The organism is Shewanella sp. YLB-07 (genome assembly GCF_009377275.1).
The window spans coordinates 457674-474106 of the sequence record NZ_VOQB01000001.1; the positions used below are offsets into that span (position 1 = coordinate 457674).

General features: G+C 46.2%; 13 protein-coding genes. 10 read left to right on the forward strand and 3 right to left on the reverse strand.

What is annotated here, in order from left to right; genetic code table 11:
• Nucleotides 1–77: 77 nt before the first annotated feature.
• Nucleotides 78–482: a cupin domain-containing protein gene (locus tag FS373_RS01845; protein ID WP_152828929.1), complete on the forward strand. Its 405-nt coding sequence runs from the start codon at nucleotides 78–80 to the stop codon at nucleotides 480–482.
• 89 nt (nucleotides 483–571) lie between these two features.
• On the opposite strand, the gene FS373_RS01850 is transcribed toward FS373_RS01845, so the two are convergent.
• Nucleotides 572–1387, reverse strand: a complete 816-nt coding sequence (locus tag FS373_RS01850) for a DUF2797 domain-containing protein (RefSeq protein ID WP_152828930.1) — start codon at nucleotides 1385–1387, stop codon at nucleotides 572–574.
• Nucleotides 1388–1652: 265 nt separating this feature from the next.
• Nucleotides 1653–2153, reverse strand: a complete 501-nt coding sequence (locus FS373_RS01855; protein ID WP_152828931.1) for a glycine cleavage system protein R — start codon at nucleotides 2151–2153, stop codon at nucleotides 1653–1655.
• A gap of 183 nt (nucleotides 2154–2336) precedes the next feature.
• Between FS373_RS01855 and FS373_RS01860 the strand changes: the two genes are divergently transcribed.
• The 6 genes from FS373_RS01860 (at nucleotide 2337) to FS373_RS01885 (ending at nucleotide 11689) form a co-directional block, all read left to right on the forward strand.
• The gene (locus FS373_RS01860) at nucleotides 2337–4592 is read left to right on the forward strand and encodes an ABC transporter permease subunit (RefSeq protein ID WP_152828932.1); all 2256 of its coding nucleotides are present in this window, start codon (nucleotides 2337–2339) and stop codon (nucleotides 4590–4592) included.
• A gap of 366 nt (nucleotides 4593–4958) precedes the next feature.
• Complete coding sequence (pstA, locus tag FS373_RS01865) at nucleotides 4959–6611, forward strand: phosphate ABC transporter permease PstA (RefSeq protein WP_144047357.1); 1653 nt, start codon at nucleotides 4959–4961, stop codon at nucleotides 6609–6611.
• A 140-nt stretch (nucleotides 6612–6751) separates the two neighbouring features.
• Nucleotides 6752–7570 (forward strand): phosphate ABC transporter ATP-binding protein PstB, encoded by an 819-nt coding sequence (pstB, locus tag FS373_RS01870; RefSeq protein WP_144047356.1) that lies wholly within the window; start codon nucleotides 6752–6754, stop codon nucleotides 7568–7570.
• An 86-nt stretch (nucleotides 7571–7656) separates the two neighbouring features.
• A complete protein-coding gene (gene phoU, locus FS373_RS01875; RefSeq protein ID WP_144047355.1) occupies nucleotides 7657–8367 on the forward strand; it encodes a phosphate signaling complex protein PhoU in 711 nt (236 codons plus the stop codon).
• A gap of 834 nt (nucleotides 8368–9201) precedes the next feature.
• Nucleotides 9202–11178 (forward strand): BCCT family transporter, encoded by a 1977-nt coding sequence (locus FS373_RS01880; RefSeq protein WP_144047354.1) that lies wholly within the window; start codon nucleotides 9202–9204, stop codon nucleotides 11176–11178.
• 148 nt (nucleotides 11179–11326) lie between these two features.
• Complete coding sequence (locus FS373_RS01885; protein WP_144047353.1) at nucleotides 11327–11689, forward strand: YajD family HNH nuclease; 363 nt, start codon at nucleotides 11327–11329, stop codon at nucleotides 11687–11689.
• 71 nt (nucleotides 11690–11760) lie between these two features.
• On the opposite strand, the gene FS373_RS01890 is transcribed toward FS373_RS01885, so the two are convergent.
• On the reverse strand, nucleotides 11761–12006 hold the full coding sequence (locus FS373_RS01890) for a DUF1289 domain-containing protein (RefSeq protein ID WP_152828933.1): 246 nt from the start codon (nucleotides 12004–12006) through the stop codon (nucleotides 11761–11763).
• Between the two features lie 322 nt (nucleotides 12007–12328).
• Between FS373_RS01890 and FS373_RS01895 the strand changes: the two genes are divergently transcribed.
• The 3 genes from FS373_RS01895 to FS373_RS01905 all read left to right on the forward strand — a co-directional run bounded on the left by FS373_RS01895 (nucleotide 12329) and on the right by FS373_RS01905 (nucleotide 16398).
• Nucleotides 12329–13519 (forward strand): chemotaxis protein, encoded by a 1191-nt coding sequence (locus tag FS373_RS01895; protein ID WP_144047351.1) that lies wholly within the window; start codon nucleotides 12329–12331, stop codon nucleotides 13517–13519.
• A 306-nt stretch (nucleotides 13520–13825) separates the two neighbouring features.
• A complete protein-coding gene (locus FS373_RS01900; RefSeq protein WP_152828934.1) occupies nucleotides 13826–15121 on the forward strand; it encodes a methyltransferase in 1296 nt (431 codons plus the stop codon).
• A gap of 227 nt (nucleotides 15122–15348) precedes the next feature.
• The gene (locus FS373_RS01905; RefSeq protein ID WP_144047349.1) at nucleotides 15349–16398 is read left to right on the forward strand and encodes a 3-oxoacyl-ACP synthase III; all 1050 of its coding nucleotides are present in this window, start codon (nucleotides 15349–15351) and stop codon (nucleotides 16396–16398) included.
• Nucleotides 16399–16433 lie beyond the last annotated feature (35 nt).

Sequence of the window (16433 nt, forward strand, 5' to 3'; positions counted from 1 at the left end):
TCACATTTTTATGTATGATGACCGATGAAAACGCTCAGATCTGATTGGATAAATTTATTGATAGTAAGGATATGTTCATGTTAAAGCTTTTATCTGCCACTCTGATGTTCGCATCATTGACCGCTGGTGCCGCCACCTCTAAGGATCTGATCAAATCTACCGAGTCATGGGACGGGAATAAACTGCCTGCATACTCATTGACCCAGCCTGAAGTGACGATCAAAGAGATTGTCATAGCCCCTGGTGAGGAACTGCCCTGGCATCAGCATCCGGTGATTAATGCCGGCATACTCCTAAGTGGTGAATTGATGGTGTACACCCGCGACGGTAAAAAGAAAAACCTGAAAGCTGGAGACACGCTTATCGAACTGGTTAATACCTCTCATTATGGAAAAAACATCAGTTCAGAGCCGGCCAAAATCGTGGTGTTTTATCTGGCTGAGCAAGGGGATAAAGTGACTATTTTAGATCATAAACACTAATATTTATTAGGAATAATCCATCTTAATCGCTAAACAAAAAGCTCATGATTTTCATGAGCTTTTTTATTTAAACTGCTTATTGACTCAGCTTAGCCGACGCTAATCTCATAGGAGGTGAACTTGCGTAGATTGATCACACCAGTATCGAAGATTAAATACTGACCTTTTATGCCGAGCAATATGCCGCTGACCACAGGCTCTTTGTCGAAGTTATGCGAACTTATTTTGGTTGGAAACTCGGTGACGGGGAAGTGGATACTCTGTATCTCTTCATCGAGCTTCTCAATGGCGTAGTCGCCATGTGCCATGCATATTTCATGGATCTTGTTTTCGACTTCCGGCAGTAATTCTGCGGCTTTCGCTTTTAGATCTATGTCTTGTGCATTGCCCTTTAACATGGTGCGCCAATTGGTCTTATCGGCGATCATCTTGGCTAGTTCGACTTCGACGAGTCCAGAGATCTGTCTGGTCGACACCTTCAAGATAGCTAAACCTTGGGTGGCACCCTGATCAATCCATCGGGTCGGGAGTTGGGTGTGACGTGTGATGCCAACTTTGAGTCCTGAGGTATTTGACAGGTAAACGTAATGGGGCACGAAACAGTTAGCCTCTCCCCATTCAGGCTCGCGGCATGTCCCCTCGGCGAAATGACATGTTTCGGGCTTCATGATACACATGTCGCAGCTGGCCAGCTTTCTCATACAGACGAAACAATGGCCCTGAGAATAGCTCTTCTTGGTGCGCTTACCACAGTTACTGCAACATATTTTGCCTGTATGTGTGAGGGTGACACTGGTGCCGATTAGCGGATTCATGTCTAATAAATCATCGCCTATAGGCAACTGATACTGCACCTGCTGGTTATCATCCAGTGTGGCGCGCATCTTCTTGATGGTTCCTAACATATTTTTTCCTATCATTGGAAACTCTATCGTTCCCTATAATTTTGAGCATGACATTAACGATCTTATGTTTCTCATCATATCAGATTGTTGGTTTGATTCTTGATTGATTTAACCGATTGCGAAGTGATTATGTAAAGAAGCATTCTGAAGGCTAAGTGAGCAGGGGAGTAATCGAAGATAAAGTCATCGAAGAGAAAGGTTCTCCTCGATGTAGAGACTGAGTCTATTTTTTCTTGGGTCGGATAGCTATTGGGTCAAGTCTGCTTTAGCGGCTTATCTTATCGAGTACCACATCATCACCTAATGCATAAAGTGCTTCACATAGTTGTTCCTCTTGCTCGGGGTTTTTCATGCCGAGATCGAAGTTTGCTCTGAATAAGGCGATGCCAGTGTGGCAGGCTGTCTCATAACGACTGCTGAAGTGTTCGATATTGATACCCTGGGCGCTTATTTTGTTGGAGATCTCGTGTACCAGACCGGGTCTGTCATAGGCGACGAGTGAGAAGCTAAGATGTTGTAGTTTATTGGGCTGTTTGCTGGTCTTGGCATAGGTCAGGCTCAAGCCTTCGATACATTCCAGGCTTTCGATTAAGATGTCCCAGTTGGACGAAGGCACCTCTAACAGGAGTATGGCGGCGAAGATACCATCGATATGACGTAGTTCAGAATCCAGCCAATTACCGCCATGGCGACTCACCGCGTGGGCTATCTGTTCAACTAGTCCTTTTTTATCTGCAACCTGCAGTGTAACTAAATAACGTAACATATTGATATTTCTCCTGTCTTTAATTGTTTTCATCCTTGATTAGGCACTGTAACACTAGTGTCATCTTTACGTCATATAATGCCACACATCAGAATAATGAGAATGTTTCTAAGCTATTGTTAGCATAGCAGTTGAAACAATCCCAGTGAAAAGTCTACTGGCTATTTAATAAACGAGGTTCTAATGGAAACTCAGGTAAAACAACCTGATTCTAAGGCTCATAACCTACTGATGGGGAGAGGCTCAAGCAGCAGGGCAATTAAGGATAAGTTGACTCAAATTGGGGTGACTATCGGCGGAGCTATGGTATTTATCGCTCTGTTGTTAATTTTCTTTTATCTGCTCTATGTTATCAAGCCTATCTTCGATGATGCCGAAGTGTCACCAGTATCGAGCGTGGACCTCCAGGATTCAGTTCCGGCCCTGATGGTTGGAAGCGATGAACAAAATGAGATCATGTACCGTGTCTCTCAAACTGGTCGAGTCGATTTTTATGATGTTAGCTCATCAAAATTAATTGAAACTGAACAGCTGGAATTTCCCGAGGGTAGTCAAGTTGTCAGTAGTTCAGCCTCGGTGCCAAGTGAGCAGAGGTTTGCTTTCGGACTCGATAATGGTCAGGTGATCATTGCAGGTATCGAGTTTGGTGTGACTTATCCAGACAATAAGCGACTCATCACACCTAATTTGAGATTCCCTAACGGCAAGACGCCTATGACTGTCGATGAACAGGGGCAATCGATAAACAATCTCGCATTCGATTACAGTAGCGATAAGATGACCTTTGCTTATCAGGGAGATGATAATATTTGGCGTCTGTCACGTCAGGAGGGTGAAGAGAACATGATGACCGAAGAGGTCGAATGGTCTGCTTATAACGGCATCATCGACGATGCTCCGGTACGTGTTCAGCAACAATTGATGACTCCTAATCAGCGTCAACTCCTGCTCAGATCAGACAATAAACTCTTCGTCTATGATATTCGAGATGCCGAAGCTGTCTCCCTGAGTCAAGTATTAGAGTTGGGGCGTACTGGTGTCAACGTCACAAATGTTAGCCTGCTAGCAGGGGCAAGCTCTCTGTTGGTGAGTTACGATTCAGGTTTGGTACAACAGTATTTTCAGGTGAATGGTAAGCAAGGGCGTCAGTATCAAGAGATACGCGAATTTAGAAATCATGGCGGCATTAAGAGTGTTGCCTCTGAATTTTATCGAAAGAGCTTTGTCACTATCAGCGATAATGGCCAGTTGTCGTTGCTTTATACCACGAGCCAAAGAAAACTATTTTCCAAAGATTTTAACTTAAAGAATCCCGGCACCCTGGGCTTCAGCCCACGCTCTAACGCCTTAGTGGTCGAAGCTGACAACAAGTTACATATGTTCAGTGTTTCAAATACTCACCCTGAAGTGTCATGGAGCGCCATGTGGAGCAAGGTGTGGTATGAAAGTTATCCTGAGCCAAAATATGTGTGGCAGTCGACTTCGGGATCCGATGATTTTGAAGCTAAGTTGAGCCTGATGCCATTGGCGTTTGGTACCATGAAAGCCGCTTTCTATGCCATGATGTTTGCCACTCCTTTGGCGATTGCCGGTGCCATCTATACCGCCTATTTTATGACGCCTAAAGTACGCTCCATCGTCAAGCCAACCATCGAGATCATGGAAGCCTTGCCTACGGTAATACTCGGTTTCCTTGCCGGTTTATGGCTGGCGCCCTTGATAGAGGACCACTTGCCGGGGATCTTAGTCTTACTCACTCTCTTGCCGCTCTCGATACTAACCAGTGCTTTCATCTGGCATAACTTGCCAGGTAAGGCTAAAGAGTACTTGCCTGAAGCCTATCAGGAGTTGATGTTGATTCCGGTGATTTTATTCGTCGGCTGGTTCTCTTTCGCTATCAGTCCAGCATTGGAAATCGCCTTCTTTGATGGTGATTCAAGATTATTTATCACCAATGAACTCGGTATCACCTTCGATCAGCGTAATGCGCTGGTTGTGGGTATCGCCATGGGATTTGCAGTCATACCAACTATCTTCTCGATAGCCGAAGATGCGGTGTTCTCTGTGCCTCGTCATCTTTCCAATGGCAGTTTGGCGCTGGGTGCGACCACCTGGCAGACTCTCACTCGAGTGGTATTGCTTACTGCAAGTCCGGGCATCTTCTCCGCCATTATGATGGGAGTTGGACGCGCGGTTGGTGAAACCATGATCGTACTCATGGCGACAGGTAACACGGCTATCATGGAGTGGAGTGTGTTTCAGGGCATGCGCACCCTGGCGGCGAATATTGCCGTCGAAGTACCTGAGTCGGCCATAGGCAGTTCTCACTATCGGGTACTCTTCCTGGCGGCTTTTGTACTGTTTATTTTCACCTTTATTTTCAACACTATTGCCGAAGTGGTGAGACAGCGTCTACGTGAACGCTATAGCTCACTTTAATCGCTCATTTTAGTAGCAAAGAAATGATGAATATATATATGAACATGAATATATGGGTTTTACAGTTGAACTTATGGAGACACTCTCATGGGTAATTGGTTTAAATCTGTTTCTCCTTGGGCTTTGGGAATGAATGACATGGTGCTTGTTGCTAAGTTTGATCTACTTCTTGGGAGTCAGTGTCATGGGTAATTGGTTTAAGTCTGGTTCTCCTTGGGGCTGTGATATGGCAGGTGGTGCGGTATGTTCAGCACTAGATGTATGGAGAAACTCACATGGGTAATTGGTTTAAGTCAGGTTCTCCCTGGGACTGTGATATGACAGATGATGCGGTATGTTCAGCACTAGATGTAGGGAGTCAGTGTCATGGGTAATTGGTTTAAGTCTGGTTCTCCCTGGATCTGGATGACAGGTGGTGCGGTCAGCATCAGTTTGATTGCAGTATTGGGTCTACTCTTGATGATTGCATGGCGGGGCTTGAGTTACTTTTGGCCTGCTGAGATCTATCAATGGGAGATGCAAGATCAACAGGGGACCCAATATACGCTTATCGGGGAGATATACGACACCGAGCAGGTGCCCACAGAGCAGTTGATCTCGGCTGGTCATGTGTTTGAAGAGGCGCCGGGTGATACGGTTACCCGTTACTTAGTTAAAACGGGTAACCGTGAATTTGTTGGCCTGGATTTTCGTTGGATTCTAGCCACTGATATCATCTCTCGCAGTCGACCCGAAGATATCGCGGTCATCGAGCGCAGCAAAAATGGCGATTTTTACGGCTACCCTGTTGCAGTCATCGAAAATGGTAAACGACTCGACTTCGATAATGTCGAAGCCTCGTTCGAGTCGCACATAGATCGTTCTGTGGCGCTCAATGATAAGGCGGTGGATCTTCAGAAGGGGGAGATTGGTTCGATAAACTACGCCATTGAGAAGCTTCGTCTGCAGGGACGTGGTTATGAACTCGATGGTAAGCTAACACCAGTGATTAAGGCCGACTTAGCCCTGAAACGGGCGGACCTACAGGCTCAATATCTGATTGTAGAGAAAAAGTTCTTCGGACTCAGGAAAGAGGCGGGTCGGGATTCGGTCGTTATCAAAGACATGCGCGGCGTGGAGGTTACCCTCAAGCTGGACAGCATTTTGGATGTGACTTATTCCAATCGTCTGGGCCCGCTGGATAAATTGGGCCATTGGTTCGTCGGTGTTGGGCGTTTCGTCAGTGACGATCCTCGTGAAGCCAACACTGAGGGCGGAGTATTTCCGGCTATTTTTGGTACTGTCTTTATGGTGATGTTGATGGCTGTGATCGTGACGCCTTTTGGGGTGATTGCGGCGGTTTACCTGCATGAATATGCCAAGAAAGGCCCGGTCACTAAGATGATCCGCATCGCCGTGATTAATCTGGCTGGTGTGCCCTCGATTGTTTACGGGGTATTCGGATTAGGCTTCTTCGTCTATATGTTCGGTGGCAGCATAGATCAGCTCTTTTTTCCCGAAGCGCTGCCGGCGCCGACATTTGGCTCCCCGGGTGTACTCTGGTCTGCATTGACCTTAGCTATCTTGACCTTACCTGTGGTTATCGTGTCGACCGAGGAAGGCTTGAGCCGTATCCCAAGTTCGGTACGCCAAGCTAGCCTGGCACTAGGGGCTACCAAGGCGGAAACTCTGTGGCGCATTATCTTGCCTATGGCGAGCCCGGCGATCATGACAGGACTCATTCTGGCTGTGGCGCGCGCCGCGGGTGAAGTGGCTCCCTTGATGTTGGTGGGTGTGGTTAAGCTTGCGCCAACCTTGCCCATAGACATGAACTTTCCCTTCGTGCATCTGGAGCGAAAGTTTATGCACTTAGGTTTTCATATTTACGATGTGGGCTTTCAAAGTCCGAACGTAGAGGCCGCGAGACCTCTGGTTTACGCCACCTCGTTCCTGCTGGTTACTGTCATTGTGTCATTGAACCTGACGGCGATTGCGGTTCGAAACCATCTACGTGAGAAATATCGCTCACTCGAGCACTAATATTGGCTAGCGGAGTAATGCAAACCCAGTATGATAGAGAAACAGAATCATACTTTTAAGTTGCAGTTATAAACCAAAAAGTTGTCACACAGTGACTCAAATAGAGATGCGTAGCAGATCTATAAGTGATAGGACATAAAATGATTTCGATAGATAAGTCAGCGATGAGTACTAAATCAGTGGACCTGAAAAACTTGAGCCAGGAAGAAACAGCCCTGGAGATCCGTAACTTAGATCTGAAATATGGCGATAAACAGGCCCTGTTTGATGTATCGATGAAGATACCGGAGAAACAAGTTACCGCATTCATCGGCCCTAGTGGTTGTGGTAAGTCGACTCTACTGCGTTGTATTAACCGGATGAATGATCTGGTGGATAACTGCCATATTAGTGGTGATATCCTGCTTCACGGACAAAATATCTATGACAAGAAGATCGATGTTGCCGCCTTGCGTCGTAACGTTGGCATGGTATTCCAGCGTCCTAACCCTTTTCCTAAATCAATTTATGAGAATGTGGTCTACGGATTGCGCCTCCAAGGGATAAACAATCGTCGCGATCTTGATGACGCTGCCGAGCGCTCTCTTCGCGGTGCCGCGATATGGGATGAAGTGAAAGACAGACTTCATGATAACGCCTTCGGCCTTTCAGGTGGTCAGCAACAGCGTCTGGTGATTGCTCGCGCGATAGCTATCGAGCCTGAGGTATTACTACTGGATGAACCCACATCGGCTCTGGATCCCATCTCGACCCTGATCATTGAAGAGCTGATCAGTGAGCTTAAATCAAAATATACCGTGGTGATAGTGACCCACAACATGCAGCAGGCGGCTCGGGTGTCAGATCAAACCGCATTTATGTACATGGGCGAGCTGGTTGAGTACGCCGATACCAACACCATTTTTACCACGCCGCAGAAACGTAAAACGGAAGATTACATCACCGGCCGTTACGGGTAATTAAGGCTAATTAGAGTGAGTCAACCAATCCAAGTCCAGTGAGCTAAGCTCCCTGGGGATGAGATACTGAAAAAGGGTTAACACCGATGGATAATATGAATTTAAATAAACACATTTCGGGTCAGTTTAACGCCGAGCTGGATGATATTCGTAACCGCGTCTTGGCCATGGGTGGCCTGGTAGAGCGTCAGTTGGAGCAAGCTCTGGATGCTATTGCAACCTTAGATGCTGAGCTCGCCCAGAGCGTGATCGAAGGCGATCATAAGGTTAATGGTATGGAGGTCGCGATCGATGAGGAATGTGCCCGTATCATCGCCAAAAGGCAACCTGCGGCGAGTGATTTAAGGTTAGTGCTGGCCATCTCTAAAACCATCACAGATTTAGAGCGTATCGGTGATGCTTGTGTGAAAATTGCCAAGGTTGCTCTGGATAAACGTTTGAAAAAGCAACAGCCTCTTCTGGTGAGTCTCGATAGCATGGGACGCCACGCGACCCGCTTTCTTCACGGCACCCTAGATGCCTTGGCTCGCATGGATGCTGATGCAGCTTTCGCGCTACATAAGGAAGACGCTAAGCTAGATAAAGAGTATGAAGGTACCATCCGCCAACTTATGACCTATATGATGGAAGATCCCCGTTCAATACCTGAGGTGTTTGATGTGCTTTGGGCGACACGAGCGGTGGAGCGTGTCGGCGATCGCTGTCAGAATATCTGCGAATACATCATCTATTATGTTAAAGGAAAAGATGTACGCCACGTTTCTTATGAAGAGATGGAAAAAGACCTGAACTTATAACTTGGCTAAGCGAAAAGTCTGGTAATAGAAAAGATGCCCGGCAATCTCATATCTTATGAAGAGATGGAAAAAGACCTGAACTTATAACTTGGCTAAGCGAAAAGTCTGGTAATAGAAAAGATGCCCGGCAATCTCATATCTTATGAAGAGATGGAAAAAGACCTGAACTTATAACTTGGCTAAGCGAAAAGTCTGGTAATAGAAAAGATGTCCGGCAATCTCATATCTTATGAAGAGATGAAAAAGATCTGAGTCTTTAGGCTAAATTTTGAGCCCACAATGGTGTAAATCTTGATTAAAAGCAGCTTATCGCTGCTTTTTTGTTTTAATTGTCTAGCCGCACATTACTGGATCGGCATAGTAGGTTATTATATTAGCGAGTTTTGTGAGTATCTGTTTTTTTGACAGAGCAAGGATATGATTACCGAGCTCTGTAGATAAATCGATACGCAAATTCTATTTAATAGCTGGGCAGCAGCCCGCTCTAACACCTGGAGTCTGCAATTTGGATTCGGATCTTGTGTTCAGGAGCTGGCGTGAGCCGGACTCACTTTAGTGAGAGTCTTGGGCTGGGTTATTCAATATGATTTGTTTCAGCATCTTTTACGCTAAATTTCCTATTTTTATCTATTAAGCGGATGAAAGGCTTTTAAATACCTAATCGTATGCCAGAAGGATTTAGTGGGCTTTACCACAAAATGCAACTTCCCGGTTGCTGCATATACTTAACCTGTGTCGGATTTGATGCGTCATGGTGTGAGTGTGTCGTGCTTCGGGATCCGAGTGGCGTCATCATTACTTGTGTGCCGCCGCATGTTAACGTGCGGGAGCTATATGTCTATTAAGACCAGTATCAATCCACCTGTTTTTTTTCCATCGTTATTTCTCATCATCTTGATGGTGTTCGTCGGCTCTGTGTGGCCAGAACAAGCCCAAGATGTATTCAAAACGGCTCAGACTTGGTTTCAGGTTAAAGCTGGTTGGCTTTACATCTCAGGCGTAGCCATTTTCCTTATTTTTATCATCTTTGTCATGTTTAGCCGTTTCGGTGATATCAAACTTGGGCCAGATCACGCTGAACCCGATTACAGCTATAAGAGCTGGATAGCCATGCTGTTTTCTGCTGGTATGGGCATAGGCCTGATGTTTTTCGGTGTTGCCGAACCTGTGATGCACTATATGTCGCCACCTGATGCTACTCCTGAGACGATTCAGGCGGCAAAAGATGCGATGAAGATAACCTTCTTTCATTGGGGGATCCATGCTTGGGCCATCTATGCCGTCGTTGCCCTGAGTCTGTCTTATTTCTCTTATCGTCATAAATTACCTCTGTTGCCGAGAAGTGCCCTTTACCCCTTGATTGGTGAGCGTATTTATGGACCCATAGGTCATGCGGTTGATACGTTTGCCGTGCTAGGTACCATGTTTGGCGTAGCTACCTCTCTGGGCTTCGGCGTACTGCAGGTTAACTCGGGTCTTAACTATCTACTCGGTGTGCCGGTGAATGCTATGGTGCAGGTAGGCTTGATCATCGCGATTTCGTTGATAGCTACCCTGTCTGTATTCTCAGGTTTGGATAAAGGGGTTAAACGACTCAGTGAGCTCAATTTGGGGCTGGCAGTGCTTTTGTTGATTTTTGTGCTTATTTTTGGACCAACGGTCGAATTACTACAGGCTTTTGTGCAAAATACCGGTGCCTATCTGAGTGATATAGTGGGTAAGACATTTAACTTATATGCTTATGAACAGAAGAATGATTGGATAGGCGGTTGGACCTTGCTCTATTGGGGCTGGTGGATCTCCTGGTCACCTTTTGTCGGCACCTTTATCGCACGAGTTTCCCGAGGCAGAACCATTAGGGAGTTCTTGATTGGCGTGTTATTTGTGCCATCGGCTTTTACCTTCTTATGGATGACGGTCTTTGGTAATACCGCTATAGATGCCATCATGAATCATGGCGCTACTTATCTGTCCGAAGCGGTTTCATCGGACGTGTCTGTCGCCCTGTTTGTCTTCTTCGAACACATGCCTTTCTCGACGCTGTTGTCGACTATTGCCCTGTGCTTAGTGATCACCTTCTTCGTCACCTCGTCAGATTCAGGCTCCTTGGTGATCGATAATCTGACTTCGGGAGGTGATTTAGAGGCTCCTGTGTGGCAGCGTGTCTTCTGGGCTCTACTTCAGGGTGTGGTTGCTTCAGTGCTCTTGCTGGCAGGTGGTCTACAGGCCTTGCAGACTGTGGCTATTGCCAGTGCGCTGCCATTCTTGCTAGTGATGTTGTTGATGTGCCTAGGTCTTTATAGGGCACTGCGAGATGATTGGATCAAGATCAATAGTGTGCAGTCACATAATACCAGTGTGCAGTACAGTAAGACCGATGTGGACTGGGAAGATCATCTCGATGTCCTGGTGTCCCATCCCAGTGAAGATGATGTACAGGAGTTCCTCGAGCAGGTGGCGACGCCGGCGCTGACTAAGGTGTGTGAGAGCTTCGTTCGTCGTGGTATTCCGGCTAAGTTTGTCAATTTTGATAATCGAGTCAGGTTTGTTATCCCTAGTGAAGATCATAACGATTTTGTCTATGGTCTGCGTATCAGAGCCTTCACCATTACCAATCCGTTAGTCAGCGAAGTCGACGATGGTGAGACTGATTACTATCGCGCCGAAGTCTTCCTTGAGCATGGCGGCCAGCACTATGACGTGATGGGGTTCACTCAGAAACAGATCTTGGCCGATGTAGTGACTCAGTATGAGAAGTATAACTATTACCTGCATATCTCAAGTTCAGAATATCTGGGTGGGGATGCATAAGCTTTTTAGCAATAGGCTTTTCGTGGAAAGTCGGTTAAACAGTTAAATTTACCCTGTAGCGATGTTATTATCGGTACAGGGTATTTTTTTGCTATCGTGCCGGTAATGATGAAGTCAGTTTCGATAGCTGTGAGCAGGATTAAAGTATATGTCGGTAAGTCAAGGTCAAAGTAAACTAGATAAAGTATTAGCTGAAGCCAGAGATTATAAAGCGAAGCGCGAAACGGGCTATCGTGAGCAGGCGCTGAAGTTATATCCATGGGTGTGTGGCCGTTGTACTCGTGAGTTTACTCACTCAAATCTGCGAGAGTTGACCGTGCATCATAGAGATCACAACCATGATAACAACCCATCGGATGGCTCAAACTGGGAGTTACTCTGTCTTTATTGTCATGATAATGAACATTCGAAATTTGAAGAGTTGATTCAGTACGGTGCGACGACTGAAACAAAAGTAGAATCGGCAACCTATAATCCCTTCGCCGATCTTAAAGGCATGATGAAGAAGTAGTTTACCGGCAAGACGATTAAGAGATATGTGCCAGTATCGCCTATATCTCTTTTTATCGATTTTTATATCAATTAACGCTCGTTCAGTGCTATCCGAGCCTCAGCTTCTAGCCATTTCTGTCGACTGATGCTGTTACTTTCGCTGAACTCACCTTTGGCTAGTTCGGTCTTACGCAGGGCTAGTTTCTCCCATACTTGAGTTTTAAACCCATCGTCACCCGCACTCCAGCCGACAATCTCATCGATAGTCCGGTAACACCCCATACAGATGTCATCATCGTTTAAACCACATTTGGCCACGCAAGGCGAGTGAATCATAGGTTTCGGCTCAGATTGTAATTCCAAAATCATTGACCGAGATTTTAGTGATCCTTGTCACGATTTTCAAGGGGGAGTGAGAATAATCCTCAGTTAGCTAAAGCCTATGGTTGTTTGATTGTAAACTTGATGTTTATTAGTTTGTTAATATTTTAATCCCAATGAAAACAGAGTGGGGTATATTGAGCTGATGAATGATCTATAGCACTGTAAGCTATAGGTAAAGCAGACCTCAAATGTTAGACTCGATTGAATTTTTTATCGATTTGTTTTTTCATTTATTTAGCTTTTCAATGGATTGTGGAAAGTTACTGGGGGCTTTATGAAAGCGTTGCTACGCTTAAGTGTTTTTGTCGTGCTGGGTCTGCTTACGACGGCATGTTCTCTGTTAGAGGTAAAACTTGAAAGTGGTGTGGTGCCTCTGCCACAAGAGCAGCTAAATATGCGGGTATTTAGTCGTGATTTTAGCAGCACTTTTTACAGTCAGGTCGAACAGACTGCCGACCAGATTTCAGCGATCGAATCTAACGACGAGCAAGATATCTATCTGAAATCTAACGCTCTGATGTGGAAGATAAATGCTGAACAGGCACTACAGAGGACTATTTTCCAGGCCTCACCAGTAGCAGCCATGGTCGATACCTGGGCATTTACGGCGCAGATGAGTGACTTTTATGACACTGGCGCGGGTAAAGCCCTGTTTGGCGAGCAACAAGCGCTGGTTATTGAGACCAGCAGGGCATTAGAAGCTCAGTTTGAGAAAACAGTTAAAGGTTTCGTCTCCCAGAGTGACTTCAACAAGAACCGCGAATTTATCAAGCAGTACGTGCTGGATAATCCCCTTACTGATATCACATTTAGTCGCAAGTCGGCATTCAATGACTGGTTAACATTCAGAGAGATCAATGAATTTGAAGCCGTGACTACCTTCGGTTCAGTGCCAGAAGTGATGAGTGATATCTCAGACCGTATGGCGATGATCTCTGAACAGATGCCCAAAATTTTAGGTTGGAAAGCCGAGCTCTATGCACTGCATTCCAATATCAATGCCGAAGAAATCCAGGCAACGCTTGTGAGCATCAGTGAGACATCAGCAAGGTTCCAGGAGCTGATGGCACAGAGCCCTGAGATGATGCAAAGCTTAGCCGTAGATATGCGACGTGAGCTGAGCCCCTTACTGCAGCAGCTCAGCGATTCGACCGACGACAAGCTTAAGCAACTATCGGTCGAACGTCAGGCACTAGAGTTAATGGTGAAGAATGAGCGCCTGGCTTTGGAAGAGATGGTAGCCAGAGAGCGTGTCGCCGCGGCGGCTAATCTGGATGAGATCTCCAAACACACGGTAGAGGTAGTGTTTCAGGAGCTGACCAAGACTCTTAAGAGTCTGATCCTCTATTTCGTGCTCTTCTTGCTAGTGGTTTTCTTCGCTCCTCTTGGTCTAGGTGTTTTCTTGGGTAAACGCATGGAAAGCAAGAAGACGAGTAAGCTGAGTAGTAAGGTTATAAAAACTTAATTGCTAGAAGATTCATAGCTAGAACAGGCTAGTGGTTTTCTTCGTCTCTCACCTAATTGGGTCTCGGTGTTTTCTTGGGTAAACGCATGGAAAGCAAGAAGAGTTAATTGAGTAGCAAAGCAGTAAAAAGCTAATAGATAGCAGGTTGCTAATGAACAGGCTAGTGGTTTTCTTCGCCTTTCAGCCAGTTGGGTCTTGGTGTTTTCTTGTGTAAACGCATGGAAAGCAAGAAAGCCAATAAATTTAGTAAAGAGACAGTTCCTAGGGCCTAGGAACTGATTTTGTTCCTGTTTTTCACCTATAAAAATGAGTGCCAACACCTTGCAAGCAACCTCCCATCGCCATCGACTCAAGCAACTCGATACATTATTAGTTCAGAGCCGTGCGCTATGGCAGGTGAAGGCGTTCGACTGCACCCAATTACCTTGGGAGAAACAGTTCCCTGGTTTGGCGGAAAAAGTGTGGTCGATATCTGATGTCGATATCGATGAACTCGATAAGGGTCAAGCTAAGCTCAACACTGAGCTGCTGCCAGCGCTACTGCGAGATTTAAAGCGAAATGGGTCGGCGTGGCAACTAGACTTGCTCCTGCAAGTGGACCCCGTGTTAACTGGTGGGAACACAAGCCAATTGCAACACTCGGTTCAGCAGTTGTCGGATAGGGAAGTCTCCCATTTAAGCGCTGGAATAAAAGGGCGCAAATGGTCACAGATCACGGCATTTGCGGCTCAAATCAAGCAAGATAGCAGCGAAGTACTGGAGTGGTGCGCCGGAAAGGGCCATCTTGGTCGACTCATCGCCAAGGCTCATTCTCGTCCTGTGGTGAGTCTGGAATGGCAGCAGAGTCTGTGTGATGAAGGAGCAAAATTTGCCGGTAAGTGGGATCTGCCTCAAGAATTTATCTGCGCCGATGCATTTACGCCTCAGCAGTCCAAGCTAAAGAGGGATCAGCAGGCCGTTGCACTTCATGCCTGTGGCGATCTCCATGTGCGCCTGTTAAGGCTGGCATCTCAGGCAAACACCCGATCTATTATTATTTCTCCCTGTTGTTATCATCTTATTCAAGCTGAGCAGTATCAGGGGATGTCTGAAGTGGTACTAGATAGTGAATTGATGTTATCTCCACATGATCTGCAAGTGCCACTGCAACACAGCACCATTGCCAATGCGAAACAGGTCGAATATCGCCACAGAGAGATCGTTTGGCGTTTGGGATTCGATTCCTTGCAGCGAGATGTGAACCGAAGCAGGCGATATCTCCCGATTCCATCAATAAAGCAGAGTCAGTTGAACCAAGGTTTTGAGGCATTCTGTCACTGGGCGGCCGGGAAAAAGTCTGTAGAATTACCTGTTGCTCTGGATGTTGATTTTTACCTTGAGTTAGGCGTTCAGAGACAGAGACTCACTCGACGAATCGATCTGGTTGCCCATCTGTTTCGTGACATTCTGGAACATTGGTTACTGCTCGATAGAGTCTGCTTTCTCGAAGAGCAAGGTTACTCGGTAAAGCTCACCAGGTTCTGCAGTGAGGCCATTACCCCAAGGAATTCACTGATTTTGGCGGAAAAACCAGCAAACGAATGTTTAACCGATAAAGGATGAACTAAGTCTATGTTTTTATAGTGAAGATATACTAAGTCATATGAATTTATTTCTTTTACACTGCATTTTTTTGATGAAAAATGCAGTTTATTAGTGAATAAATCGCACCTATGACGGTTTTTTATTGAATCATTAGCCTTTTCTTGCTCAAATGATGGGTTAATACTAAATAATAATACTTATTGGCTGAAGTCGCGCCGATATTGTGAGCGAAATAATACTGTTTCATGAAATATTCCCGAGTATTTATCAATAGCCTGGCATATGAACTGGCACCTGAAGTTGTGTCAACTTCCGAATTAGAATCTCGTTTGGCACCTCTATATAAGAAGTTTCGAATCCCAATGGGGCAACTTGCCGCATTAACTGGGATCACCGAGCGTCGCTGGTGGCCAAAGGGCCATAGATTATCAGACGGTGCTCTGGCAGCGGCTCATAAGGCTATTGATGAAACTGGCGTGAAAGTGAGTGATTTAGGCGCTGTGGTTTATACCGGCGTTTGCCGTGATCAACACGAGCCGGCTACGGCGTGCCGTATCGCTGCCGAGCTTGGAGTATCGAAAGACACCGCCATCTATGACATTAGTAATGCTTGTCTGGGTGTGCTCTCTGGGATCTTAGATATCGCTAACCGCATTGAACTCGGTCAAATTAAAGCCGGCTTAGTGGTCTCCTGTGAATCAGCCCGCCATATTGTCGATATCACCATAGACAATATGTTGGCCGATCAAACCATGCAGAACTATGCCCAGTCTCTGGCAACCCTAACTGGTGGCTCGGGAGCGGTAGCCGTCTTGCTTACCGATGGCAGCTTGCCATTGAGTACCGAGCGTCAACATCAGCTTTTAGGTGCGAGCCACCTTTCTGCACCTGAACACCATAACTTGTGTCAATGGGGTCTTCAGGAAGCGGGTTTACATCTCTACCGCGAGTTTATGCGCACCGATGGTGTGACTCTACTCAAAGAGGGAGTAGAGCTTGCCCGTCATACCTGGAGCCATTTCCTCGAACAGCGTGACTGGGTGGTGGAGCAGGTCGATAAAGTGATTTGCCATCAGGTGGGGTCATCAAATCGCCTGAAAGTGCTCAATGCATTGGCTATTCCCCAAGAGAAAGAGTTTCCTACTTACCAACTACTGGGCAATATGGGCACGGTTTCTCTGCCTGTCACGGCAGCAATGGCCCACGATCAGGGTTTCCTTAAGAAAGGTGATCAGGTGAGTTTTCTTGGCATAGGCAGCGGACTTAACTGCATGATGCTTGGGATCAAGTGGTAACGAGCTGCAGCCAACTAGTGCGAACTTTGCGCGTT

Excerpts from the sequence above, each read along its gene's own strand:
- FS373_RS01845 (WP_152828929.1), top strand. The coding sequence starts at position 78 with ATGTTAAAGCTTTTATCTGCCACTCTGATGTTCGCATCATTGACCGCT.
- FS373_RS01850 (WP_152828930.1), bottom strand. The coding sequence starts at position 1,387 with ATGTTAGGAACCATCAAGAAGATGCGCGCCACACTGGATGATAACCAG.
- FS373_RS01855 (WP_152828931.1), bottom strand. The coding sequence starts at position 2,153 with ATGTTACGTTATTTAGTTACACTGCAGGTTGCAGATAAAAAAGGACTA.
- FS373_RS01860 (WP_152828932.1), top strand. The coding sequence starts at position 2,337 with ATGGAAACTCAGGTAAAACAACCTGATTCTAAGGCTCATAACCTACTG.
- pstA (WP_144047357.1), top strand. The coding sequence starts at position 4,959 with ATGGGTAATTGGTTTAAGTCTGGTTCTCCCTGGATCTGGATGACAGGT.
- pstB (WP_144047356.1), top strand. The coding sequence starts at position 6,752 with ATGATTTCGATAGATAAGTCAGCGATGAGTACTAAATCAGTGGACCTG.
- phoU (WP_144047355.1), top strand. The coding sequence starts at position 7,657 with ATGGATAATATGAATTTAAATAAACACATTTCGGGTCAGTTTAACGCC.
- FS373_RS01880 (WP_144047354.1), top strand. The coding sequence starts at position 9,202 with ATGTCTATTAAGACCAGTATCAATCCACCTGTTTTTTTTCCATCGTTA.
- FS373_RS01885 (WP_144047353.1), top strand. The coding sequence starts at position 11,327 with ATGTCGGTAAGTCAAGGTCAAAGTAAACTAGATAAAGTATTAGCTGAA.
- FS373_RS01890 (WP_152828933.1), bottom strand. The coding sequence starts at position 12,006 with ATGATTCACTCGCCTTGCGTGGCCAAATGTGGTTTAAACGATGATGAC.
- FS373_RS01895 (WP_144047351.1), top strand. The coding sequence starts at position 12,329 with ATGAAAGCGTTGCTACGCTTAAGTGTTTTTGTCGTGCTGGGTCTGCTT.
- FS373_RS01900 (WP_152828934.1), top strand. The coding sequence starts at position 13,826 with ATGAGTGCCAACACCTTGCAAGCAACCTCCCATCGCCATCGACTCAAG.
- FS373_RS01905 (WP_144047349.1), top strand. The coding sequence starts at position 15,349 with ATGAAATATTCCCGAGTATTTATCAATAGCCTGGCATATGAACTGGCA.